The sequence below is a fragment of the Streptomyces sp. NPDC048254 genome, from assembly GCF_043201895.1.
Taxonomy (GTDB): Bacteria; Actinomycetota; Actinomycetes; order Streptomycetales; family Streptomycetaceae; genus Streptomyces.
In genome coordinates this window covers 98,797-120,065 of record NZ_JBICZJ010000011.1, presented here as the reverse complement: position 1 = coordinate 120,065, position 21,269 = coordinate 98,797, and the positions used below count along the sequence as shown (strand labels likewise).

Here is a 21,269-nt window from a genome sequence, read left to right as displayed (position 1 = left end):
GCGGGTTGTCGGCAGGACGTACGCGGGTGTCGGCGGCCTGTCGGTGGTTTGTCGGTGGGGCCTGGCACGGTTCTTCCCATGACGCGAATCGACAACACCGCCGTGACCGTCCGGGGGCTGGTGAAGCACTACGGCGACACCAAGGCTCTCGACGGAGTTGATCTGGACGTCCGCGAGGGCACCGTGATGGGTGTCCTCGGGCCGAACGGGGCCGGCAAGACGACCATTGTCCGGATTCTGTCCACCCTGCTGAAACCCGACGCCGGGCAGGCGACCGTCGCCGGCTACGACGTCCTGCGCCAGCCCCGCCAGCTGCGCCGGGTGATCGGACTGACCGGGCAGTATGCCTCGGTCGACGAGAAGCTGCCAGGCTGGGAGAACCTCTACATGATCGGGCGGCTGCTCGACCTGTCCCGCAAGGACGCCCGGGCCCGGGCCGACCAGCTGCTGGAGCGGTTCTCGCTGACCGACGCCGCCAAGCGCCCGGCAAGCACCTACTCCGGCGGCATGCGCCGCCGGCTGGACCTCGCCGCCTCCATGATCGGGCACCCCCAGGTGCTCTTCCTGGACGAGCCGACCACCGGTCTCGACCCGCGCACCCGCAACGAGGTGTGGGACGAGGTCAAGGCGATGGTCGGCGAGGGCGTGACCGTGCTGCTGACCACCCAGTACATGGAGGAGGCCGAGCAGCTCGCCTCCGAGCTGACCGTCGTGGACCGCGGGAAGGTCATCGCCGGCGGCAAGGTGGAGGAGCTGAAGGCCAAGGTCGGCGGGCGGACGCTGCGTGTGCAGCCGGTCGACCCGCTCCAGGTGCGGCCGCTCGCCACCATGATCGACGAGCTGGGGATCACCGGGCTCGCCACCACCACCGTGGACGCCGAGCGGGGCACCCTGCTGGTGCCGATCCTCAGCGACGAGCAGCTGACCGCCGTGGTCGGCGCCGTCACCGCCCGCGGTATCACCATCAGCTCCATCGTCACCGAACTGCCCAGCCTGGACGAGGTCTTCCTGTCCCTCACCGGCCACCGTGCCAGTGCCCCGCAGGACGCCACGCCCGCCGACGACCGCGAGGAGGTCGCCGTATGAGCGCCGTCACCACCACCCCGGCCGTCACCCCCGTCCCGGGCGCCGCCGACGCCCGGATCCCGCTGCGCGGCCACCTGCGGCACACCGGGGCCCTGATCCGCCGCAACCTGCTGTGGATCCGGCAGGACCCGGAGTCCATGTTCGACGCCCTGCTGATGCCGGTCGTCTTCACGCTGCTGTTCGTGTACGTCTTCGGCGGCTCGATCGGGCAGGCCCTCGGCGGCGGCCAGGACGGCTACGTCCAGTACGTCATCCCGGGCATGATCGCGATGATGAGCATGACGCTCTCGCAGGGCGTCGGCACCGGGTTCAGCCAGGACTTCAACTCCGGTGTGATGGACCGGTTCCGGTCGCTGCCGATCGGGCGCGGCTCGGTGCTGTTCGCGAAGATCTCCGTCGAGCTGGTGCGGATGCTGTTCGCTACCGCCGTGCTGATGGTCGTCGCCGTGCTGGTCGGGTTCCACATCACCCACTGGGCCGGACTGTTCGCCGCCGTGGGCCTGTCCGCGGTGTTCGCCTCCTCGATCATGTGGGTGTTCCTCACCCTCGGCGTGATCCTGAAGAGCGCGCAGTCCGTGCAGGCGATGGGGTTCCTGGTGCTGTTCCCGCTGCAGTTCGGCTCGTCGATCTTCGCGCCGACGCAGTCGATGCCGGGCTGGCTGCAGGCCTTCACCGACTACAACCCGCTGTCCACGCTCGCCGACGCGGCCCGCGGACTGATGATCGGCGGCCCGGTCGCCCACGACCTGTGGATCACGCTGGCCTGGTCGGTGGGGATCACGGCGGTGGCGGCACCGTACGCGATCCACAAGTTCCGCACCAAGAGCTGACGTCGTCCGGCAGCCCGGATCAGAGCAGGGCGGTGGCCTCCACGAGGGAGAGGCCGCCGCCCTCGGCGTATGCGGCCTCGTAGGCGGCGGCGTCGCCGAGCGCGGCGCGGACCCGGTCCTCGGCGCGGGCGCGCAGCCTGCGTTCGATACCGGAGGGGACATGGCCGGGCGGCTGCAGTGCTTCGGCGGCGCCCAGACAGCGGGCGGCGTCCTGGGCGCGGGCGCCGTCGTCCATCCCGGCCAGGGCGAAGGCGGCGACGGTCAGGCTGGAGGAGCCGGAGTGCGGGGTGACGGCCTGGGACAGCGGGTCGTCGGCGTGGGATATCGCCTCGCGCAGCTTGGCCAGGGCGTCCGCGTGGAGGCCGTCGAGGGCGTCCACCCAGGCCTCCTGGATGAGGATCATGGCGTCGAACACGACGAAGTGGGAGATCTTGAACTGGGCGCGCAGCAGCCGGAGTTGCTCGCGGGCCTCGGCGATCCGGTCGGTCAGCAGCAGCCACACGGTGAGGAAGAGCCGCGCGGCGGGCATCGCCTCGTTGTGGCTGCTGTCGTGGTCGGCGATGACCTCGCGAAGCAGCCGTTCACCGCGCTCGATCTCACCCAGTTCGAGCAGCGCCATGCCGAGGCGGGCGTTGAGCACGGCGACCTGGGTGCGGGCGTCGAGCCGTTCGGCGCACTCGATGGCGGCCTCGTAGTCGGCGGCGGCCGCCCGGTACTCCCCCATGCGTTCCCGGGACTCGGCGCGCGCGGAGAAGGCCTCGGCGGTGCCCCAGTCGTCCCCAAGGCGCCGGAAGATCTCCAGGGCCTCGTCGGCGTCGCGGGTGGCGGCACCGGCCGAGGTGGCGAAGTTGGCGAACACGTTGGCGCGCAGCTGGAGGGCGCCGGCGAGTTCCCACTCGTAGCCGGGCGTACGACGGCTGGTCTCGACGCCGGCGTCGACGATGGTGCGCAGCTGCTCCAGGCCGCCGGTCAGCATCACCGCGAAGAACCAGAACATGCCGGGGGCCCGGCAGGTCTGCGGCTGGCCGGGCTCGTAGGCCTGGACGACGGCGCGCATCTTGGCCTGTGCGGCCGGGGTCTGCCAGACCTCCAACTCGGTGTCCATACAGGCCAGATGGGCCAGATGGATGCCACGCCGGGCCTCGACGAGGACTTCCCCGGTGTACGGCGGCGGGGTGTCGTGCACGCGCTGCCACACCGGTTCGGCACGGCGGACCGGCTCGGCGAAGGGGTCCGGGCCGAGGGCCATGATGTCGGCGCACCAGGTGCGGGTCTCGACCCGCTTGTCACGCAACTGCCAGTACCAGACCAGGGAGTGGGCCAGGCACAGCGCCTCCTGCTCGTCCTTGGCGGCGATGGCGTGGCGGATGGCGGTGCGCAGGTTCTCGTACTCCAGCTCCAGCCGGGCCACGGCGGCACGCTGGCCGGAGCCGCGCAGCAACGGGTCGGTGGTGCGGGCGAGTTCGCGGTAGTACGTCAGATGGGCGCGCGCGGCCGCGGCGCGCCCGCCGCTCTCGTCGAGGCGGGCGCCGGCGTACTCGGCGACGGTCTCCAGGAGCCGGTAGCGCATCTCCTGCCCGGCCGAAGGGGCGGCGACGACCAGGGACTTGTCGACCAGGGAGGCGAGGGCGTCGAGGGCGGCGGGACCGCAGACCGCCTCGGCGGCGGCCAGGTCGCAGCCGCCCGCGAAGACCGAGAGCCGGCCGAGGACGTCCCGTTCGGCCGCGTCGAGCAGGTCCCAGGACCAGTCGACGACCGCGCGCAGGGTCTGCTGGCGGGGCAGCACGGTACGGCTGCCGGAGGTCAGCAGGCGGAACCGGTCGTCGAGCCGGTCGGCTATCTGGCGGGGCGTGAGCATCCGCAGCCGGGCGGCGGCCAGCTCGATGGCGAGCGGCAGTCCGTCCAGGCGGCGGCAGATCTCGGCGCTGGCCGCCGCGGTCTCCTCGTCGGCGTCGACCGTGAAGCCGGGCCGGGCCGCACCGCCCCGGTCGGCGAACAGCCGCAGCGCCACCGGCTCGGGCAGCGGCTCCACCGGGCGCAGCAACTCCCCCGGGACGCCGAGGGGTTCGCGGCTGGTGGCGAGGATCGTCAGGTCCGGGCAGCGCTCCAGCAGCTGTGCCGCCAGGTCGGCCGCCGCGTCGACGACGTGCTCGCAGTTGTCGAGGACGATCAGCATCCGGCGCCGGGAACAGTGGTCGACGAGCCGCTCGACCGGGTCGTCGTGCCGGTCGGCGGCGGCCCGCATACCCTCGGCGCCGGCGCCGTAGAGCACGGTCTCGCGGGCGCCGAGCGCGCTGAGCACGGCCTCGGGGACGTCGGCCGGGTCGTCGACGGGGGCCAGCTCGGCCAGCCACACCCCGTCCCGGGCGGCGGTCCGCACGGTCTCGGCGGCCTCCTGGGACAGCCGGGTCTTGCCGGCCCCGCCGGGCCCGAGCAGGGTGACCAGGCGGGCGCCGGCGAGATCGCCCCGGATGACCTCCAGGTCGGCCTCGCGTCCGACGAAGGAGGTGAGCCGGGCGCGCAGGTTACCGGGCCGGGACGGCTCCTCGGGCTCCGCCGCCGGGTCGAGCAACTCGGCGTGCAGGGCGCGCAGTTCGGGCCCGGGGTCGGAGCCGAGGCGGTCGGCGAGGAGGTGCCGTACGGCGTCGTGGGCGGCCAGCGCCTCGGCGGTGCGGCCGCAGCTGTGCAGGGCGCGCAGCCGCAGCGTCTGGAGGGGCTCGTCCAGGGGGTGGGCGTCGCACAGGGCGGTCAGCTCGGGCAGGGCCTGTTCGGCGTGGCCGAGGGCGAGGGCGGCGGTGTGGCGGGCGCGCAGCGCGTCCAGGCGGCGGACGTCGACGCGGGCCGCCTCGGCGGTGCGGTCGGGCAGGTCGGCCAGGGCCGGGCCGTGCCACAGGGCGAGGGCGTCGTCGAGGACGGTCGCCGCCTTGGCGGGGTCGCCGTCGGCGAGCGCGCGCAGGGCTTCGCCGGTGAGCCGCTCGAAGCGGTGCAGGTCGATGTCGTCGGGGGCGGCCGCGAGGCGGTAGCCGCCGTCGGTGGACTCGATCGTGTCCGCGCCGAGCGCCCGGCGCAGCCGGCCGACCAGGGCCTGGAGGGCGCCGGTCGCGTCGGCGGGCGGTTCGTCGCCCCACACCTCGTCGACGAGCAGCCCGGCGGGCACCCCGCGTCCGGCCCGCAGCGCGAGCACGGTCAGCAGGGCACGCAGCCGAGAACCGCCCACGGGGACGGCCGTGCCGTCGGGGCGGAGGGCCTGGGTGGTGCCAAGAATCCGGTAGCGCACGGGGTCCATTGTCGCTGGGGACGCCCGCACCTCGCCTCGGGGTTTCAGATGCGCATGAACTGGGAGGAGTCCAGGGTGAGGGTCTGGTCGGCGACGGGGATCTCGATCCGGTCGCCGAAGACGCCGGACTCGTTGTGCTGGTACTCGTCGTTCTCAGGGCGGGTGAGCAGGGTCCAGCGAGCGGAGAGCACGTCAACGATGAGGTAGGCGGGGATACCGCGCAGGGCATAGTGGCCCGGCTTGGTGTTGTAGTCCCGGTTGCGGCTCTCCGGGGAGACGACCTCGACCACGAAGGGCAGCAACTTCTCGCTGACCTCGCTGTCGCCCGAGCGAACCTGATCCAGAGGCAGCGCCGCGGCATCGGGTTCGGGCTTGTACCCCTCCCGGGGCGGGACGACGGAGAACTCTCCGACGGCCGCCCAGCCGGGCAGCCCGGTCTCGATCTGGTTGGCGATCCGCCGTGCCGTCGTGGTGTGCGCGTGAGTGACCGGTACCAATGTCAGGCCGTTCTCCGTCAGCCGAAGGCGCGCGCTGCGCGGGATCTCGATCTGGTCCTGGACCAGTTCGACCCATCCGTCTGCGATCGTCATGCGCGCCTCCTCGTTCGACTCGATATCAGCGTAACGACTACCAGGAACCCACAGCCCTCCGCATGACGTTCTTCTCACGTCACCTGTACGGTCGACCCCGCACGCCACCGTCACCGACGCGCCCCAGGAGTCCCGCCCCATGACCGCCACCACCACCCGCCACAGCGACCGGCGGATCAGTCCCGTCTTCGTCGGGATCCTGGCCGTCACCGCCGTCACCGGGTGGGCGACCTGGTCCGGGTTCGCCGAGCAGCCCGGGGTCGCCGTGTTCCTGTTCGTGACGGCGGCCTGGATCGTGTCGCTCTGCCTGCACGAGTACGCGCACGCGCGCACCGCCCTGCACAGCGGTGACATCACCGTGGGCGCGAAGGGCTACCTGAGCCTCAATCCCCTCGCCTATACCCACGCCCTGCTGAGCATCGTGCTCCCGGTACTGTTCGTGATCATGGGTGGGATCGGTCTGCCGGGCGGTGCGGTGTTCATCGAGCGCAACCGGATCCGCGGCCGCTGGCGGCACAGCCTCATCTCGGCGGCGGGACCGCTGACGAACGTGGTCTTCGCCGCCGTCTGCACCGCGCCGTTCTGGCTGCACTCCCTGGACGGCGTCCCGCGCGACTTCCGTTACGCTCTCGCCTTCCTCGCCCTGCTCCAGGTCACGGCGGCGATCCTGAACTTCCTGCCGGTGCCGGGCCTGGACGGCTACGGCGTGATCGAGCCCTGGCTGTCGTACAACATCAAGCGGCAGGTGGAGCCGTTCGCCCCGTTCGGCCTGCTCTTCGTGTTCGCGCTGCTGTGGGTGCCGTCGGTCAACAGCGCGTTCTTCGACGTGATCGACGCGCTGCTGCGCGGCCTGGGTGTGGACGACGTCTCGCAGTACTGCGGTCAGGAGCTCTACCGCTTCTGGCAGGGGACGAACGAGTACTGCTCCATCGCCCAGTGAGCCCGCGCGGCGTGACACCGTCACGCCGTCACGCCGTCAGCGGGAACTCCTCGCCCAGTTCCCGGAACACCGCCGTGTTGAGGGCGAAGGCGCGCTTGCACTCGGTGACGATGCGCTGCCTCTCCAGGTCGTCGGCGTCGACCGCGTCGAGGAGTTCGCGGTAACCGCGCTTGAAGGCGGCGGGGTTCGCGATGCCCTCGAAGACGTAGAAGCGGACGCCGTCGCCCTTCTTCTCGAAACCCCAGGTCCGCTCCGCGCGGTCGCGGATGATCTGGCCGCCGGAGAGGTCTCCGAGGTAGCGGGTGTAGTGGTGGGCGATGTAGCCGGCCGGCCAGGCCTCGGCGCACTCCCGTACCCGGGCCGCGTACTCCTCGGTGGCCGGCAGCGCCGTGAGCCCCGTCCGCCACCCGGCCCCCCGCAGATGCGCGAGGTCCCGCTCCAGCGCCGTCAGCCGGAACAGCTCGGGCCGGACGAACGGCCCGGCCACCGGGTCCGACGCCAGCCGGTCGGCCGCGCCCTCCAGCGCGTCGTACACGAACCACAGTTGCTCGGTGTAGCGGGTGTACGCCCGCACGCCGAGCCGGCCGCCCAGCAGATCGCTCATGAACGTCGAGGTCCCCACCTCCACGTGCTGCTCATGGGACGCGCTGCGGATGAGTGTCGAGAAGGAGTCCATGGGCAACATCCTCTAAGGTAAGGCTTACCTAAGTCAATGCCTTGCCGACGCCTCGTCGGTAAAGTTACCGACACGCTGTCGGTAAAAGCGTACCCGAAAAAGGCCCGCCCTCCGAGGGGAGGACGGGCCCGGCGGAACGGCGGGGCTGAAGCGGGGCTACGGCAGGGTGAGGATCTCCGCGCCGGTGTCGGTCACCACCAGGGTGTGCTCGAACTGCGCGGTCCGCCTGCGGTCCTTGGTGACGACCGTCCAGCCGTCGTCCCACATCTCGTACTCGTGCGTCCCGAGCGTCAGCATCGGCTCGATCGTGAAGGTCATCCCGGGCTGCATCACGGTCGTCGCCTGCGGGCTGTCGTAGTGCGGGATGATCAGCCCGGAGTGGAACGACGAGTTGATGCCGTGGCCGGTGAAGTCCCGCACCACGCCGTACCCGAAGCGCTTGGCGTACGACTCGATGACCCGGCCGATGATGTTGATCTGCCGGCCGGGCCGGACCGCCTTGATCGCCCGGTCGAGGGACTCCCGGGTCCGCTCCACCAGCAGCCGGCTCTCCTCGTCGACGTCCCCGACCAGGTAGGTCGCGTTGTTGTCGCCGTGCACCCCGCCGATGTACGCCGTCACGTCCAGGTTGACGATGTCACCGTCCTGGAGGACGGTCGAGTCCGGAATGCCGTGGCAGATGACCTCGTTGAGGCTGGTGCACAGGGACTTGGGGAAGCCGCGGTAGCCGAGCGTGGACGGGTAGGCCCCGTGGTCGCACATGTACGTGTGCGCGACCTTGTCCAGCTCGTCCGTGGTCACCCCCGGCGCGATGATCTTCGCGGCCTCCGCCATCGCCTGCGCGGCGATACGGCCGGCGATCCGCATCGCCTCGATGGTCTCCGGGGTCTGCACCTCGGGCCCGGTGTACGGGGTCGGCGCGGGTTTGCCGACGTACTCGGGGCGGCGGATGTTTCCGGGTACCGAACGGGTGGGAGAGAGCTCCCCTGGTACGAGCAGCGACTGGCCAGACATGCCAGCGAGTCTAACCAGCGGGCATGCGGGAACATGTGGAAGGCGAAAGGAGCCGGTCATGGCCCTGTTCAAGAAGCGGACCGTCGGCAAGCCGGGCGAGTGGTACTACTGCCTGGAGCACAAGAAGGTCGAGGAGGGCCCCGAGTGCCCTGCCAAGGACCGGTTCGGCCCCTACGCCACCCGGCAGGAGGCCGAGCACGCGATGGAGATCGCCCGGGAACGCAACCTCCAGTGGGAGAACGATCCCAAGTGGCACGACGCGCCGGCGGGTGACTCCTCGGACGAGGGCTGATCAGAGCCGGGTCGGTGCGGCCGTGCGCCGAGCGCGCAGCCGTACGGCGTGCTCGTTGGTCCGTGCGTCGTACGCCATCAGGGCGGGCAGGCACAGGGCCAGCAGGCCGACCGTGCCCGCGCACAGCAGGCCGCCCACGCCGACGGACGCCCGGACGCCCAGCCATCCGGCCATGCCGCCGGCCCGTACCTGGCCGAGGGTCGGGCCCACGGAGTACGACAGCAGCTCGATCCCGGCGAGCCGGCCGCGCAGCTCGTCGGGGATCGTCTGGTTCCACATGGCGCCCCGGAAGATCCCGCTGATCATGTCGCAGCCGCCGGCGACGGCCAGCAGGAGCAGGACCAGCCATACGTCGCGCACGGCGCCGGCGGCGGCGATCGCCAGGCCCCACAGCGCGGCCGACAGCACCACCATCCGCCCGTGCCGGCGCACCCGCCCGGTCCAGCCGCTGACCAGGCTCACCAGCAGCGACCCGGCCGGAATGCTCGCGTACATCAGCCCCAGGGACCACTTCGCGTCCAACTCGTCGGCCAGGAAAGGCAGGACGGCGAGCGGCATCGCCAGGAACATCGCCGCGAGGTCCACGGCGTAGGTGCCGAGGAGTTCCTTGCGGGACCAGGCGTAGCGGGCGCCCTCCGCGATGGAGCGGAGGGAGGGCTTCACCGCCTCGTGGGCGGCGGGGGACGCGGCGATCGGCAGGATCAGTACGACCGAGACGGCGAACGTGACGAGGTCGGCGCCGTACGCCCAGCCGAGGCCCGCGTACGCCACGACCAGGCCGGCGACGGCGGGTCCTGCGACGCCGCCGACCGTCCAGCGGAACGAGTTGAGGGCCGCCGCGGCCGGAAGGTCGTCGTGGGCGACGATCCTCGGCCAGAGCGAGTCGAGGGCGGGGCGCTGGACCGAGCCCAGTGCGGAGGAGAGCGCGGCGACGGCGTACAGCGGCCAGACGGCCGGGTGCGGCAGCAGGGCGTTGAGCAGCAGGGCCGCGCTGAGCAGGCCCTGACCTGCCTCGGTCCACAGGATGAGCAGACGCTTGTCGAGGGCGTCGGCGAGGGCGCCGCCGTAGAGGCCGAAGAGGATGAGCGGAAGCAGCTCCACCGCGCCGACGGCTCCTACGGCGGCCGCGCTCCCGGTGAGGTCCTTGATCTGCACCGGGAGTGCGACGAACGTCAGGAAGGTCCCGAAGTTGCTGATCAGGCCGGAGGCCCACAGCCGACGGAAGTCGACGGAGGCCCGCCAGGGGGTGAGGTCGGGAAGCACGGTCACGCCGAGCCATGCTGAACGCCCACCGGCGCCGCCTCAACCGCTTTTTGCGCGGAGCCGCGTGCGAGGGGCGTGGCCGGGCGGAGGGTTACCAAGGCGTCGGCGGCGGTGCCGTCACCGTTTCGGCCAGCCTCGACAGGCGGTCGCGGAAGCGGCGGCGGGCTCTCGGGGACGGGCCGTTCTCCCCCGTCGCCGCGCTGACCAGGTGCTGGACCGTGTCCAGGTCCAGTTCCGCGCCCTCCGGCACCGTGAGGGTCTCGTGGGCCATCGCCGTCAGCGCGTCGTCGGCCGTGGCGGCCAGCGCCAGCACCGTCACCCCGGCCCGGCGGGCGGTGTGGACGTGGTCCAGGAGCGGTTCCGAGGAGTCGCCCGGCGCCACCACCAGCAGCGTCTCCCCCCGGCGGGCCGCCTCGATACGACCGAGGCCGGCCGCGAGATGCGCCGGATCCGTGGGGCGGGCCCCGTGCCGTACCAGCGTCGGCGCCAGTTCCGGCGTACCGGACCACGCGGCCTCGTCCACCAGGTGCGCGGCGAGATGCCACGGCTCGTACTCCGGGGTGCCGAGCAGCAGCAGTCCGCCGCCGTGCGTCACCACCGAGCCCCGCAGCGCGCCCGCGAATCTGCGCGTCGCCCCCAACCACTCGGTCCCGGCGAGCACTTCGCGCAGCAACGCGACCCGTACGGCGTCCATGCCCCCGCATACTGCCGCAATCGGTCACTCGTGACGCGGAGTTCACCCTGAATTCGCCCGACAAGGGGAGAAGGCGGCCCATGAGCGACGTAGAAGCAAGCATTCCCTTTCGCGCGGGCACCGAGGGCTACGCCAGTTTCCGGATTCCGGCCGTGGTGGTCTCCCGGGCGGGCACCGTGCTCGCCTTCTGCGAGGGGCGGGTCAACTCCGGTGCCGACCACGGGCACATCGACGTGGTGCTGAAGAGGTCCGGCGACGGGGGGCGTACCTGGGGGGCGCTCCAGGTCGCCGCGAACAACGGCAGCGACCTCGCCGGCAACCCCGCCCCCGTCGTGCTGGACAGCGGCCGGATCCTGCTCGTCCACGTCCGCAGCGCCGCCTCCGCCACCGAGGACGCCATTCTGCGCGGGCAGGTGTCGGACGCCGACGGGCGGCGGGTGTGGGTGCAGCACAGCGACGACGACGGGGTGACGTGGTCCGCTCCGAAGGAGATCACCAAGACGGTGAAGAAGGCCGGGTGGCGGTGGTACGCCACGACCCCCGGGCACGCCATCCAGCTGCGCACCGGGCGGGTCGTCGTGGCCGCGAACCACACCGTGCCGCCCACCGGGACCGACAACGGCACCGAGGGCAGGTACAACAGCGGCCACTGCCTGCTCAGCGACGACCGGGGCGAGACCTGGTACCTCGGCTACGTCGACGAGAACCCCAACAACTACATCAACGTCAACGAGACCACCGCCGCCGAACTCCCGGACGGGCGCGTCTACTTCAACACCCGCAACGACTCGCCGTCGCCGGGCAACCGGGCCGACGCGCACTCGAAGGACGGCGGGAAGACGCTGGTGAAGCCGTTCCGGCCGCAGGCCGGGCTCACCGCGCCGGTCTGCGAGGCCTCCGTGCTCCAGCTGCGGGACCCCGATCTGCTGCTCTACTCGGGCCCCGCCGACCCCGCCACCCGTGCGCTGATGACGATCCGTGCGTCCGGCGACGGCGGTACCACCTGGCGCCCCGTCCACCCGCTCGACGGCCTGCCCGCCGCGTACTCCGACCTGACCCGGATCGACAAGGACACCGTCGGACTGCTGTACGAGACCGGGGACTTCGGCGCGTACGAGACGATCACCTTCCGCCGGGTGCCCGTGAACCGGCTCACCTGACCGGGTGCGGCCGCCGCCACGGACGTAGAGTCGGCCCATGACCTCTTCCGACACTTCCGACAGTGCACAGCGGGCGGCGGCCGAGAAGGCCCCCGCCAAGGATCCCTGGGACCTGCCCGACGTCTCCGGTCTGGTCGTGGGTGTACTCGGCGGCACCGGCCCGCAGGGCAAGGGCCTCGCCTACCGGCTGGCCCGGGCCGGCCAGAAGGTGATCATCGGCTCCCGGGCCGCCGAGCGCGCGCAGGCCGCCGCCGACGAACTCGGGCACGGTGTCGAGGGCGCCGACAACGCCGAGTGCGCGCGCCGCAGTGACCTCGTGATCGTCGCCGTACCGTGGGACGGGCACGGCAAGACGCTGGAGTCGCTGCGCGCGGAACTGGCGGGGAAGCTGGTCGTGGACTGCGTCAATCCGCTCGGCTTCGACAAGAAGGGCGCCTACGCGCTCAAGCCGGAGGAGGGCAGCGCGGCGGAGCAGGCCGCGGCGCTGCTGCCGGACTCCCGGGTCGCGGCGGCCTTCCACCATCTGTCGGCGGTGCTGCTCCAGGACCCGGAGGTCGAGGAGATCGACACCGATGTGATGGTGCTGGGCGAGGCGCGCGCGGACGTGGAGATCGTGCAGGCGCTGGCCGGGCGGATCCCGGGGATGCGGGGCATCTTCGCGGGGCGGCTGCGCAACGCCCACCAGGTGGAGTCCCTGGTCGCGAACCTGATCTCGGTCAACCGCCGCTACAAGGCCCACGCCGGGCTCCGCGTCACGGACGTCTGAGCGGATCCTCTGAGCGGATAGGGGACACTGGTGGCTGCCACCGGTGTCCCCCGGCCGACCGATCCGAAAGCGATTCCGACATGCCCCGCCTCGCCCTCTACTCCCTGGTCGTCTGCGTCCTCGCGGTCGTCGCCGCCGTCGTCTCCTTCGTCCAGGGCAGCTGGCCTATCGGTGTCGTCTGGGTGCTGCTGACGGGGCTGTCGTCGAACATGACCTGGTACTACGTGCGGCGCGGCCGGCAGGACACGTCGGTCACCAGCTGATCCCGGGCTGCCTCTCCTCGCCCTCCAGGAGGACCCGCCCGCCGATCTCCACCCAGCCGTACGGCTGCGGTGCCGTGAGGATCTGCGAGCCCCTGCCCTGGGTGATGTTCAGGGCTCGGCCCAGCCGGTCGGTGAGCAGCAGCGCCGCCGCCCCGGTCGCCTCGTCCTCGTCGATGCCGTCGCCGCGCCCGGGAAAGGCGCGGGCCCGCACCCGCCCGGCCGACTCGTCCTCCCACGCCCAGGCGTAGATCCTCCCCCAGACTTCGTCCGGGGGGACCCCCGTCTCGCTTCGCTCCCCGGGCTCCGGCACCGGCAGCGCGTCCACCTCGGCGGCCGTGGCGTACTGGCGCAGGGTGCGCGGCGGGGCCCACTCGGGGAGCGCCTCGATCCAGCTGAACTCCCCGTCCAGCCGGGCGCCGACCACACCGGCCGGTGTGACCAGTTCGGGCACGTCCAGCAGCCAGGCGGTGCCGACGCAGGGGTGCCCGGCGAAGGGCAGCCGCAGGGTGGGGGTGTAGATGTCGATGACCCCGCGCTCGGGGTCGTCGACGAACACGGTCTCGCTGAACCCGAGCTTCGCGGCCAGCGCCTGCCGGTCCTCCGGCGCGGGCAGCACCGAGCCGTCGCGGACGACCCCGAGCTCTTTGCCGTAGCCGCCGTTCGCCGCGCAGAAGACACGCAGCACGTCGTAATCAGTCACTCCGGCATTGAAGCACTGCGGCGGCGGCCGGGTCGTCCCAGACGCGGCGGACGCCCGGCCGCCGCCGACAGGGGACGCCCGGCCGCCGCCGACGGGGATCACGCCTCGGTACGGCGCCTGCGTATCGCGAACACCACGCCCGCGCCCGCCGCCACGGTGACCGCGGCCGCCGTGCCGAGGGCGGCGGCCGGGAGGGCCGAGCCGGTGGCGGCGAGGCTGCCGCCGGTACCACCGGTGCCACCGGTGGTCGAGCCGGTGACGCCGCCGCTCGCCGTGCCGGAGGCGTCCGCTGGTCGCGTCCCCCGCCGAACTCCCCCTGGGCGTCCTGACGGCCCTGCTCGGAAGCCCGTTCTTCTTCTGGCTCCTCCGGAGAAACCGGCGCCGGCAGGGGGGTTGGGCATGAGCCACCCGACTGCCCGACCGACTCCGACGGGCACTTGGCCGGCTGCGGCGCCGTCGTGGCTTGTCGCGCAGTTCCCCGCGCCCCTTGGGTGTCGCCGGCACCTCTTTTTTCGGCGCGGCGGCGTCGGTTGTGTTCGGCTCGGGGCTCGGTCTGTTCTCGTCGGTGTCGATCTGGTTGCCCGGGCCGGGGAGGTGGTCGCGCTGGTCGGGCCCAACGGGGCCGGGAAGTCGACTCTGCTGGGGGCGCTCGCCGTTGACGTACCGGCCGGCGACGGGGTCGTGCGGGTCTTCGGGCGGCCTGCCGAGGCGTGGTCCGCGGGTGAGCTCGCCCTGCGGCGGGCCGTGCTGCCCCAGGCGGCCGCGCTGTCCTTCCCGTTCACCGTGGCGGACGTCGTCCGGATGGGACGGGCGCCGCATGCCACCGCCACCCCGGAGGAGGACGAACTCGCGGTCGCCGGGGCGATGGCGGTCGCCGAGGTGACGGAGTTCGCCGCACGGCCGTTCTCCGCGCTGAGCGGCGGGGAGCGGGCGCGGGTCGCGCTCGCCCGGGTGCTGGCCCAGCACGCGCCGCTGCTGCTGCTCGACGAACCGACCGCCGCGCTCGATCTCAAGCACCAGGAACTGGTGTTGCGGCTCTGCCGGGAGCGGGCGGCCGCCGGAGACGCGGTCGTCGTCGTGTTGCACGACCTCGCTCTCGCCGCCGCCTACGCGCACCGCGTCGCGATCCTCCGGGCCGGCCGGATCGTCGCCGACGGCCCACTCGCCGACGTGTTCGAGGAGCGGCTGCTGTCGGAGGTGTACGGCACCCGGTCGAGGTGTTGCCGCATCCGCGGACGGGCGCGGTCGTCGTAGGACCGAAACGGCTTCCTTGACCTTTCCTTGACCATCTTTTGGTGTCAGTTTTGGGCCGCCGATATCAAGCCGTATCTGTGATCTTTCTGTGTCTGGTCAATCCCGGCCCGGATGGGTATCAGTGAGGTAAGCCTCATGTAAGTTAGGCCAGCCTCACCACACCTCCCCCGCTTGGAGCCTGCATGCGTGCCGTCCGACTCACCGTCACCGCCGCCGCCACCGCGGCAGCTCTGACCGCCCTCTCGGCCTGCACGGCGAAGAGCGACGCCAAGGGGAGTGACGCGATCCAGGTCACCGCCGCCGACGCCAAGTGCGAGACGTCGGCCAAGTCCGTGCCGGCCGGACACGTCACGCTCGCCATCGAGAACAAGGGCTCCAAGGCCACCGAGGTCGAGATCCTCTTCCCGGACGACCGGATCGTCTCGGAGAAGGAGAACATCGGCCCGGGGACCAAGTACACGCTCACCGCCGAGGTGAAGCAGGGGTCGTACGAAATTGCCTGCCGGCCGGGGATGAAGGGGCACGGGGTCCGGCAGAAGCTGACCGTCACCGGCTCCGGCGCCGTCGCCAAGCGCAACCCGGCGCTCGACAAGGCCGTCGCCGACTACCGCGAGTACGCGCAGGAGCAGGCCGACGCGACGATCCCGAAGGTGGAGACGTTCGTCAACGCCATCAAGGCGGGGAACATAGAGGCCGCCAAGAGCGCCTACGCCCCCTCCCGCGTCGGCTGGGAGACCACCGAGCCGATCGCCGAGTCCTTCGGGGACATCGACCCCAAGACGGACACCCGCGCCGACGGCCTGGAGAAGGGCCAGAAGTGGACCGGCTGGCACGCGCTGGAGAAGGCGCTGTGGCAGGACAAGAAGATCGGCGCCGCGCAGAAGACCCTCGCCGACGAGCTGCTCACCGACCTGAATGACTGGCAGAAGCGGGTCGGCAAGGCCGAGATCACCCCGACCTCCATGGCCAACGGCGCCAAGGAACTCCTCGACGAGGTCGCCACCGGCAAGATCACCGGTGAGGAGGACCTCTACTCGCACACCGACCTCAGCGACTTCAAGGCCAACGTCGACGGCGCGCAGAAGGCGTACGAGCTGCTCAAGCCGGTCGCCCAGAAGAACGACGCGGCCCTGACCACCGAGCTGGACAAGCAGTTCACCGCGCTGAACACGCTGCTCGACAAGTACCGCACGACCTCGACCTCGGACGGCTTCGTGTCGTACGACAAGGTCACCAAGGCCCAGCGCAAGGAGCTGTCCGACGCGGTCAACGCCCTCGCGGAGCCGCTGTCCAAGCTCGCCGCGGCCGTCATCAAGTAAGGGGCGGGACATGGCCGAGAAAACCAATCCGTCGCGGCGCGCGCTCATCGGCTGGGGCGGGGCCGGGCTCGCGCTCGGCGCCGCCGTGGCCGGGGGCGCGGTGGCGATGACCGAGGCCGGCGACGACATGGACCCGGCCGCCGCCGACGCCGGTGGCGCGGTGGAGTTCCACGGCGCCCACCAGGCCGGTATCGCCACCCCCGTCCAGGACCGGCTGCACTTCGCCGCGTTCGACGTGAAGACCGAGGACCGGGCCGAGTTCGTCCAACTGCTGAAGGACTGGACGGCCGCGGCCCAGCGGCTGACCGCCGGGAAGGCGATCGGCGACGGCGCCTACGGCGGGCTCGCCGAGGCACCCCCGGACGACACCGGCGAGGCGCTCGGGCTGAAGCCGTCCCGGCTGACGCTGACGATCGGCTTCGGGCCGTCGTTCTTCGAGAAGTTCGGGCTGGCGGACAGCCGCCCGGCCGCCCTGGTCGACCTGCCGCAGTTCCCTGGCGACAACTTCGACTCCGCCCGCACCGGCGGCGACCTGTGCGTCCAGGCCTGCGCCGACGACCCCCAGGTCGCCGTGCACGCCATCCGCAACCTCGCCCGGATCGGCTTCGGCAAGGTCGCCATCCGCTGGTCCCAGCTCGGCTTCGGCAAGACGTCCTCGACCACACCGGACGCCCAGACCCCGCGCAACCTCATGGGGTTCAAGGACGGCACCCGCAACATCGCGGGCACCGAGACCGACCGGCTGAAGAAGTTCGTGTGGGTGGGCGACGGCGACGGTCCCGCGTGGATGAGCGGCGGGTCGTATCTCGTCGCCCGGCGCATCCGGATGAACATCGAGACCTGGGACCGGACCTCGCTCCAGGAGCAGGAGGACGTCTTCGGCCGGGACAAGGGCGAAGGAGCCCCGGTCGGCAAGGCCAAGGAGCACGACGCGCCGTTCCTGAAGGCGATGAAGCCGGACGCCCATGTGCGGCTCGCACACCCCGACTCCAACGACGGGATCACCATCCTGCGCCGGGGCTATTCGTTCACCGACGGCACGGACGGACTCGGGCGGCTCGACGCGGGGCTGTTCTTCCTGGCCTACCAGCGTGACGTGCGCAAGGGGTTCATCCCGCTGCAGCGCAGGCTGTCGGCGTCCGACGCTCTCAACGAGTACATCCAGCACGTGGGTTCGGCGGTCTTCGCGGTCCCGCCCGGCGTCCGGGACAAGGACGACTGGTGGGGCCGGACGCTGTTCTCCGAGTCCGCCAAGGGGGCGTGAGCCGTGTTCTCCAACTACCTGATCGGGCTGCGCGAAGGCCTTGAGGCCTCGCTCGTCGTCTGCATCCTCATCGCCTACCTGGTCAAGACCGAGCGCAGGGACGCCCTGCGGCCGATCTGGATCGGCATCGCCGTGGCGGTGCTGATCGCCATGGGCTTCGGCTGCGCGCTCGAATTCGGCTCCCAGGAGCTGACGTTCCAGGCCCAGGAGGCGCTCGGCGGGTCCCTGTCCATCGTCGCGGTCGGACTGGTGACGTGGATGGTGTTCTGGATGCGGCGCACCGCCCGGCACCTCAAGGCGGAGCTGCACGGCAGGCTGGACGCGGCCCTCGCGATGGGCACGGGCGCACTGGTCGCCACCGCGTTCCTGGCCGTGGGCCGCGAGGGACTCGAGACCGCCCTGTTCGTGTGGGCGTCCGTGCACGCGGCCAGCGACGGCACCCCGCGCCCCCTGATCGGCGTCGCCCTGGGCCTGGCCACCGCGGTCCTGCTCGGCTGGCTGTTCTACCGCGGCGCCCTGCGGATCAACCTCGCCAAGTTCTTCACCTGGACCGGCGGCATGCTGGTCGTGGTCGCCGCCGGCGTGCTGGCGTACGGCTTCCACGACCTCCAGGAGGCCGACTGGATCCCGGGCCTGACCAACCAGGCCTTCGACATCAGCGGCACCATCCCGCCGGACAGCTGGTACGGCACCCTCCTCAAGGGCGTCTTCAACTTCCAGCCCGACCCGACCGTGCTCCAGGTCACGGTGTGGCTGCTGTACCTGGTCCCGACTCTCGTACTCTTCTTCGCCCCGGTAGGGTTCGGCTCCGGGAAGGGGAAGGTGAAGGCACCTGATGACGCACCTGACGACCAGGGAGCGCGGCCCTCGGCGGCTCCGCAGACTCCGCAGGCGTGATCGGAACGCGCTCATCGCGGTCTCGTTGACCGCTATGTCGCTGACGGCGAGCGGATGCGTGGTGGTGCACGGGGAACGCGAGGTGCTCCCCACCACCACCCGCGCCGAGGCCGCCAAGGCGCTGAAGCAGTTCACGGATGCCTACAACAAGGCCGACGAGGCCTACGACGGCTCCCTGGACGCCGACTACACGACCGGCGCCCTCGCCGACATCGACTCCGCGCGCCTGAAGGCCGGGCACGTCAACAGCCCGAGCGGCAACTCCGGCCACTCGCCACTGGAGTTCGACGACGTCACCTACACCATCCCCAAGAAGGCCGGCTGGCCGCGCTGGTTCCTCGCCGACGCGCACGGCAACAAGGGCGGCGACGACCGCTGGCTGCTGGTCTTCACCCGCGACAGCCTCTCCGAGCCGTTCCAGGTGGCGTATCTGACGCTGGTCGCGCCGGACGCCGTACCGAAGTTCACGACCGACAAGGACGGCTGGGCCGAGGCGGTCCCGGCGAACAGCGCCCAACTGACCGCCAGTCCAGCCGACTTGAGCCAGGACTACGCCACGTACCTGAAGAGCGGCGGCGCCGTCTTCGCGGACGGCGCGCACACCAGCGGCTGGCGCACGGACCGCAGGAAGTCGACCAAGCCGGGCCTCGCGACCCAGTACATCGACGAGCCGCTGACCAACGGCGACTACGCGCCGCTCGCACTGCGCACCACCGACGGCGGCGCGATGGTGTTCTTCACCACCCGCTACTACGCCAAGGAGACCGCGGCCGCGGGCACTTCGCTGCCGACGCCGAACCAGGACGTGAAGGCCCTCACCAAGGGCGAGATCAAGCAGTCGCTGACCATGGAGTTCGTCTCCAACCAGGTCGCCCTGGACCCGGCGGGCACCGGAAAGGTCTCGATCCTGGGCCGCATCCAGGGTCTGACCTCCGCGGAGGGTTCCTAGGCCCTGTCGTCAAATTCCCGTCTGCCCCGCGACGCCATGCACGCACTCTCGCCGCACCGGGCCCTGACCCAAGTACGTCCAGTACGAGGCTCAGGGCCCGGCACGCCGAGAGCACGCACCTGACGCCGCGGGGCCCGCCCTCCGGGCGGACGACGGGAATTTGACGACAGGACCTAGCGGCGGACCGGCCAGGCGGTGCCCACCTGGTCGGGCTCCTCGTCGGCGTGCCGGGCGCCGGCGTCGGTGAGGATCTCCAGGAGGGTCAGCGGGTCGGGCAGCGGGTGCTCGGGGCCACGCACCCAGCGCACCCGCCGGTCGCCGTCACCGGGCAGCCGGGCGGGCGGTACGAGGACGTACGACCCCCGGCAGTGCCAGCGCAGGCCCGGGTGCTCGTCCATGGTCTCGGGGTGGCAGTCCAGCTCGCACGGCCACCACTCGTCCTCGTCCTCCGGGGTGCCGCGGGTGAGGGTGAAGAACAGCATGCGGCCGTCGTCGCTCTCGGCGACCGGGCCGACCTCGACGCCGTTCGCGAGCAGCCGCTCCAGCGCCTGCCTGCCGACCTCCAGGGGGACGTCCAGGACGTCGTGCGTCATCCCGGTCGCGGTGATGAAGTTGGCCTGCGGCTGGTGCCGGGCCCAGCGCTCGATCTGGGCGCGGTCGGTGGTGGACTGCGTCTGCCACGCGAACGACACCGGGTGCCGGGCCGGGGTGGGACAGCCCACGCGGTCGCAGGAGCAGCCGTAGCCGGGGGCGGGATGCGCGGCGGGGGCCAGCGGGAGGCCCGCCCCGGCGGCGGCGAGCAGCAGGGCCGCACGGCCGGCGTCACCGGTGGCGGCGGCTTCCTTGGGCCGCCGCCCGAGCAGCCACTGGGAGAGCTTGCCCTGCCGGCCGCTACGGCCGCCGAACGTCCCGCTCATGTATCGCCTCGCCTCCCTGTGGTCCGGCCAGCATGCCTTATCGTCCCATCTGGGCGTGAAGGGGGGTACGCGAGGGTCGACCCCGGCGACGTGACCTTCACGAACCAGGCGGCGGCCACTCGTCGCCCCAGTCCGCGTCCCGCGCCGCCTTGTACAGGTCGCCGTGGCGTTTGGTGATCGTCGTGCGGCGCAGCTGTTCGTCGGCCGCGCACAGGTCGAGGATGACCTGACCCTTGCGGATCTGCGGCCGCCGCACCACCCGGGCCGGCGCCGGGGCGGCCGGGAGGCGGGTGGCCGCCACATAGCTGAACTTCTCGTCCTCGTAGGGCAGCGATCCGCCCTTGACCTGGCGGTGCAGGGAGGAGCGGCTGACCCGGGCCGAGAAGTGGCACCAGTCCGTGCCGGGGACGATCGGGCAGGCGGCGCTGTGCGGGCAGGGCGCGGCGACCCGGAAGCCGGCGGCGATCAGGCGGTCGCGGGCCTCGATGACCCGGGCGTAGCCCGCCGGGGTGCCGGCCTCCACGATGACGACGGCCTGCGCGGCGGCCGCGGCGGCGTCGACGAGGGCGGTGCGGGCGGCCTCGTCGAGTTCGTTGAGGACGTACGACACCGTGACCAGATCAGTGCTCTCGATGGTGAGCGCCGCTCCGATCCGAGAGCGCCGCCACACCGCCTCCCGCAGCTCCGGGTTGGCCGTGGCGATCTCCCGGCCGAGGGCCAGCGCCGGCTCGGCCCAGTCGAGGACCGTCACCGGCCGTGTCCCGGCCCAGGTGTCGGTCACCGCCCAGGTCGCCGCGCCCGTCCCGCCGCCGACGTCCACATGGCTCCCCGGCGCCCAGCCCTCCGGCACCGCGTCGGCGAACGCCGCCAGCGCCGCCCGTACCGCCTCGAAGGTCGCCGGCATCCGGTACGCCGCGTAGGCCACCACGTCCGCCCGGTCCCGCAGGATCGGCGCGTCGGTCGGGGTGGCCCCCCGATAGCTGGCGATCAGCCGCTCGACGGCGCCGGCGGCCTGCTTCGGGGGAAGGCCGTCGAGAAGGTCGGAGAGCGTGGCACGGAGCCGGTCGGCCGGGGATGCGGGGTGGTTCACCCGGAGATTGTAGGGGTGGCCGGCCCGC

At 71.9% G+C, this 21,269-nt stretch carries 20 protein-coding genes and 2 pseudogenes; 13 read left to right on the top strand and 9 right to left on the bottom strand.

All coding sequences use genetic code 11. The features are described from left to right. Positions 1 to 78 precede the first annotated feature (78 nt). Positions 79 to 1,086, top strand: coding sequence for an ATP-binding cassette domain-containing protein (locus ACGFZQ_RS29390; RefSeq protein WP_351731989.1), 1,008 nt, complete (start codon positions 79 to 81; stop codon positions 1,084 to 1,086). Beyond that, positions 1,083 to 1,916, top strand: coding sequence for an ABC transporter permease (locus tag ACGFZQ_RS29385; RefSeq protein WP_382526189.1), 834 nt, complete (start codon positions 1,083 to 1,085; stop codon positions 1,914 to 1,916). The genes ACGFZQ_RS29390 and ACGFZQ_RS29385 overlap by 4 nt, the downstream gene beginning before the upstream one ends. Before the next feature lie 19 nt (positions 1,917 to 1,935). Here the strand turns inward: ACGFZQ_RS29385 and ACGFZQ_RS29380 are convergent, their stop codons facing one another. Then, complete coding sequence (locus tag ACGFZQ_RS29380) at positions 1,936 to 5,202, bottom strand: BTAD domain-containing putative transcriptional regulator (protein WP_393842885.1); 3,267 nt, start codon at positions 5,200 to 5,202, stop codon at positions 1,936 to 1,938. A 35-nt stretch (positions 5,203 to 5,237) separates the two neighbouring features. Then, positions 5,238 to 5,783, bottom strand: coding sequence for a Uma2 family endonuclease (locus ACGFZQ_RS29375; protein WP_393842884.1), 546 nt, complete (start codon positions 5,781 to 5,783; stop codon positions 5,238 to 5,240). A 139-nt stretch (positions 5,784 to 5,922) separates the two neighbouring features. On the opposite strand from ACGFZQ_RS29375, the gene ACGFZQ_RS29370 reads away from it, so the two are divergent. Beyond that, positions 5,923 to 6,723: a site-2 protease family protein gene (locus tag ACGFZQ_RS29370; RefSeq protein WP_393842883.1), complete on the top strand. Its 801-nt coding sequence runs from the start codon at positions 5,923 to 5,925 to the stop codon at positions 6,721 to 6,723. Between the two features lie 28 nt (positions 6,724 to 6,751). Here ACGFZQ_RS29370 and ACGFZQ_RS29365 read toward each other — a convergent pair whose 3' ends face one another. Together ACGFZQ_RS29365 and map are read right to left on the bottom strand one after the other, a co-directional pair. After that, on the bottom strand, positions 6,752 to 7,399 hold the full coding sequence (locus ACGFZQ_RS29365) for a heme oxygenase (biliverdin-producing) (RefSeq protein WP_393842882.1): 648 nt from the start codon (positions 7,397 to 7,399) through the stop codon (positions 6,752 to 6,754). 156 nt (positions 7,400 to 7,555) lie between these two features. Next, complete coding sequence (map, locus tag ACGFZQ_RS29360) at positions 7,556 to 8,413, bottom strand: type I methionyl aminopeptidase (RefSeq protein WP_393842881.1); 858 nt, start codon at positions 8,411 to 8,413, stop codon at positions 7,556 to 7,558. Between the two features lie 58 nt (positions 8,414 to 8,471). Between map and ACGFZQ_RS29355 the strand changes: the two genes are divergently transcribed. After that, positions 8,472 to 8,705: a hypothetical protein gene (locus ACGFZQ_RS29355; RefSeq protein ID WP_351731972.1), complete on the top strand. Its 234-nt coding sequence runs from the start codon at positions 8,472 to 8,474 to the stop codon at positions 8,703 to 8,705. Here ACGFZQ_RS29355 and ACGFZQ_RS29350 read toward each other — a convergent pair whose 3' ends face one another. Together ACGFZQ_RS29350 and ACGFZQ_RS29345 are read right to left on the bottom strand one after the other, a co-directional pair. After that, a complete protein-coding gene (locus tag ACGFZQ_RS29350; RefSeq protein ID WP_393842880.1) occupies positions 8,706 to 9,974 on the bottom strand; it encodes an MFS transporter in 1,269 nt (422 codons plus the stop codon). A gap of 85 nt (positions 9,975 to 10,059) precedes the next feature. After that, positions 10,060 to 10,662: a hypothetical protein gene (locus ACGFZQ_RS29345; RefSeq protein WP_351731967.1), complete on the bottom strand. Its 603-nt coding sequence runs from the start codon at positions 10,660 to 10,662 to the stop codon at positions 10,060 to 10,062. Between the two features lie 80 nt (positions 10,663 to 10,742). Here ACGFZQ_RS29345 and ACGFZQ_RS29340 point away from each other — a divergent pair, with 80 nt between their 5' ends. The 3 genes from ACGFZQ_RS29340 to ACGFZQ_RS29330 all read left to right on the top strand — a co-directional run bounded on the left by ACGFZQ_RS29340 (position 10,743) and on the right by ACGFZQ_RS29330 (position 12,851). Next, the gene (locus ACGFZQ_RS29340; RefSeq protein ID WP_393842879.1) at positions 10,743 to 11,822 is read left to right on the top strand and encodes an exo-alpha-sialidase; all 1,080 of its coding nucleotides are present in this window, start codon (positions 10,743 to 10,745) and stop codon (positions 11,820 to 11,822) included. Between the two features lie 37 nt (positions 11,823 to 11,859). Further along, the gene (npdG, locus tag ACGFZQ_RS29335; RefSeq protein WP_393842878.1) at positions 11,860 to 12,588 is read left to right on the top strand and encodes an NADPH-dependent F420 reductase; all 729 of its coding nucleotides are present in this window, start codon (positions 11,860 to 11,862) and stop codon (positions 12,586 to 12,588) included. Between the two features lie 80 nt (positions 12,589 to 12,668). Further along, complete coding sequence (locus ACGFZQ_RS29330) at positions 12,669 to 12,851, top strand: hypothetical protein (RefSeq protein ID WP_351731959.1); 183 nt, start codon at positions 12,669 to 12,671, stop codon at positions 12,849 to 12,851. Here ACGFZQ_RS29330 and ACGFZQ_RS29325 read toward each other — a convergent pair. Then, the gene (locus tag ACGFZQ_RS29325) at positions 12,841 to 13,551 is read right to left on the bottom strand and encodes a PhzF family phenazine biosynthesis protein (protein ID WP_393842877.1); all 711 of its coding nucleotides are present in this window, start codon (positions 13,549 to 13,551) and stop codon (positions 12,841 to 12,843) included. The genes ACGFZQ_RS29330 and ACGFZQ_RS29325 overlap by 11 nt on opposite strands. 292 nt (positions 13,552 to 13,843) lie before the next feature. On the opposite strand from ACGFZQ_RS29325, the pseudogene ACGFZQ_RS29320 reads away from it, so the two are divergent. The 6 genes and pseudogenes from ACGFZQ_RS29320 to ACGFZQ_RS29295 all read left to right on the top strand — a co-directional run. Beyond that, positions 13,844 to 13,954: pseudogene (locus ACGFZQ_RS29320) on the top strand (iron chelate uptake ABC transporter family permease subunit); the annotation flags it as partial. Beyond that, positions 13,951 to 14,825, top strand: a pseudogene (locus ACGFZQ_RS29315) (heme ABC transporter ATP-binding protein). The pseudogenes ACGFZQ_RS29320 and ACGFZQ_RS29315, both read left to right, overlap by 4 nt. 162 nt (positions 14,826 to 14,987) lie before the next feature. Continuing rightward, positions 14,988 to 16,124 (top strand): iron uptake system protein EfeO, encoded by a 1,137-nt coding sequence (efeO, locus tag ACGFZQ_RS29310; RefSeq protein ID WP_393842876.1) that lies wholly within the window; start codon positions 14,988 to 14,990, stop codon positions 16,122 to 16,124. Positions 16,125 to 16,134: 10 nt separating this feature from the next. Beyond that, positions 16,135 to 17,388, top strand: coding sequence for an iron uptake transporter deferrochelatase/peroxidase subunit (efeB, locus tag ACGFZQ_RS29305; protein ID WP_393842875.1), 1,254 nt, complete (start codon positions 16,135 to 16,137; stop codon positions 17,386 to 17,388). Positions 17,389 to 17,391: 3 nt separating this feature from the next. Then, positions 17,392 to 18,285, top strand: a complete 894-nt coding sequence (efeU, locus tag ACGFZQ_RS29300) for an iron uptake transporter permease EfeU (RefSeq protein ID WP_393842874.1) — start codon at positions 17,392 to 17,394, stop codon at positions 18,283 to 18,285. Beyond that, positions 18,224 to 19,234, top strand: a complete 1,011-nt coding sequence (locus tag ACGFZQ_RS29295) for a hypothetical protein (protein ID WP_393842873.1) — start codon at positions 18,224 to 18,226, stop codon at positions 19,232 to 19,234. The genes efeU and ACGFZQ_RS29295 overlap by 62 nt, the downstream gene beginning before the upstream one ends. Positions 19,235 to 19,407: 173 nt before the next feature. Here ACGFZQ_RS29295 and ACGFZQ_RS29290 read toward each other — a convergent pair whose 3' ends face one another. Together ACGFZQ_RS29290 and ACGFZQ_RS29285 are read right to left on the bottom strand one after the other, a co-directional pair. Beyond that, complete coding sequence (locus tag ACGFZQ_RS29290; RefSeq protein WP_393842872.1) at positions 19,408 to 20,151, bottom strand: bifunctional DNA primase/polymerase; 744 nt, start codon at positions 20,149 to 20,151, stop codon at positions 19,408 to 19,410. A 97-nt stretch (positions 20,152 to 20,248) separates the two neighbouring features. Continuing rightward, a complete protein-coding gene (locus ACGFZQ_RS29285; RefSeq protein ID WP_393842871.1) occupies positions 20,249 to 21,241 on the bottom strand; it encodes a small ribosomal subunit Rsm22 family protein in 993 nt (330 codons plus the stop codon). Positions 21,242 to 21,269: the final 28 nt, after the last annotated feature.

Excerpts from the sequence above, each read along its gene's own strand:
- ACGFZQ_RS29390 (WP_351731989.1), top strand. The coding sequence starts at position 79 with ATGACGCGAATCGACAACACCGCCGTGACCGTCCGGGGGCTGGTGAAG.
- ACGFZQ_RS29385 (WP_382526189.1), top strand. The coding sequence starts at position 1,083 with ATGAGCGCCGTCACCACCACCCCGGCCGTCACCCCCGTCCCGGGCGCC.
- ACGFZQ_RS29380 (WP_393842885.1), bottom strand. The coding sequence starts at position 5,202 with ATGGACCCCGTGCGCTACCGGATTCTTGGCACCACCCAGGCCCTCCGC.
- ACGFZQ_RS29375 (WP_393842884.1), bottom strand. The coding sequence starts at position 5,783 with ATGACGATCGCAGACGGATGGGTCGAACTGGTCCAGGACCAGATCGAG.
- ACGFZQ_RS29370 (WP_393842883.1), top strand. The coding sequence starts at position 5,923 with ATGACCGCCACCACCACCCGCCACAGCGACCGGCGGATCAGTCCCGTC.
- ACGFZQ_RS29365 (WP_393842882.1), bottom strand. The coding sequence starts at position 7,399 with ATGGACTCCTTCTCGACACTCATCCGCAGCGCGTCCCATGAGCAGCAC.
- map (WP_393842881.1), bottom strand. The coding sequence starts at position 8,413 with ATGTCTGGCCAGTCGCTGCTCGTACCAGGGGAGCTCTCTCCCACCCGT.
- ACGFZQ_RS29355 (WP_351731972.1), top strand. The coding sequence starts at position 8,472 with ATGGCCCTGTTCAAGAAGCGGACCGTCGGCAAGCCGGGCGAGTGGTAC.
- ACGFZQ_RS29345 (WP_351731967.1), bottom strand. The coding sequence starts at position 10,662 with ATGGACGCCGTACGGGTCGCGTTGCTGCGCGAAGTGCTCGCCGGGACC.
- ACGFZQ_RS29340 (WP_393842879.1), top strand. The coding sequence starts at position 10,743 with ATGAGCGACGTAGAAGCAAGCATTCCCTTTCGCGCGGGCACCGAGGGC.
- npdG (WP_393842878.1), top strand. The coding sequence starts at position 11,860 with ATGACCTCTTCCGACACTTCCGACAGTGCACAGCGGGCGGCGGCCGAG.
- ACGFZQ_RS29330 (WP_351731959.1), top strand. The coding sequence starts at position 12,669 with ATGCCCCGCCTCGCCCTCTACTCCCTGGTCGTCTGCGTCCTCGCGGTC.
- efeO (WP_393842876.1), top strand. The coding sequence starts at position 14,988 with ATGCGTGCCGTCCGACTCACCGTCACCGCCGCCGCCACCGCGGCAGCT.
- efeB (WP_393842875.1), top strand. The coding sequence starts at position 16,135 with ATGGCCGAGAAAACCAATCCGTCGCGGCGCGCGCTCATCGGCTGGGGC.
- ACGFZQ_RS29295 (WP_393842873.1), top strand. The coding sequence starts at position 18,224 with ATGACGCACCTGACGACCAGGGAGCGCGGCCCTCGGCGGCTCCGCAGA.
- ACGFZQ_RS29290 (WP_393842872.1), bottom strand. The coding sequence starts at position 20,151 with ATGAGCGGGACGTTCGGCGGCCGTAGCGGCCGGCAGGGCAAGCTCTCC.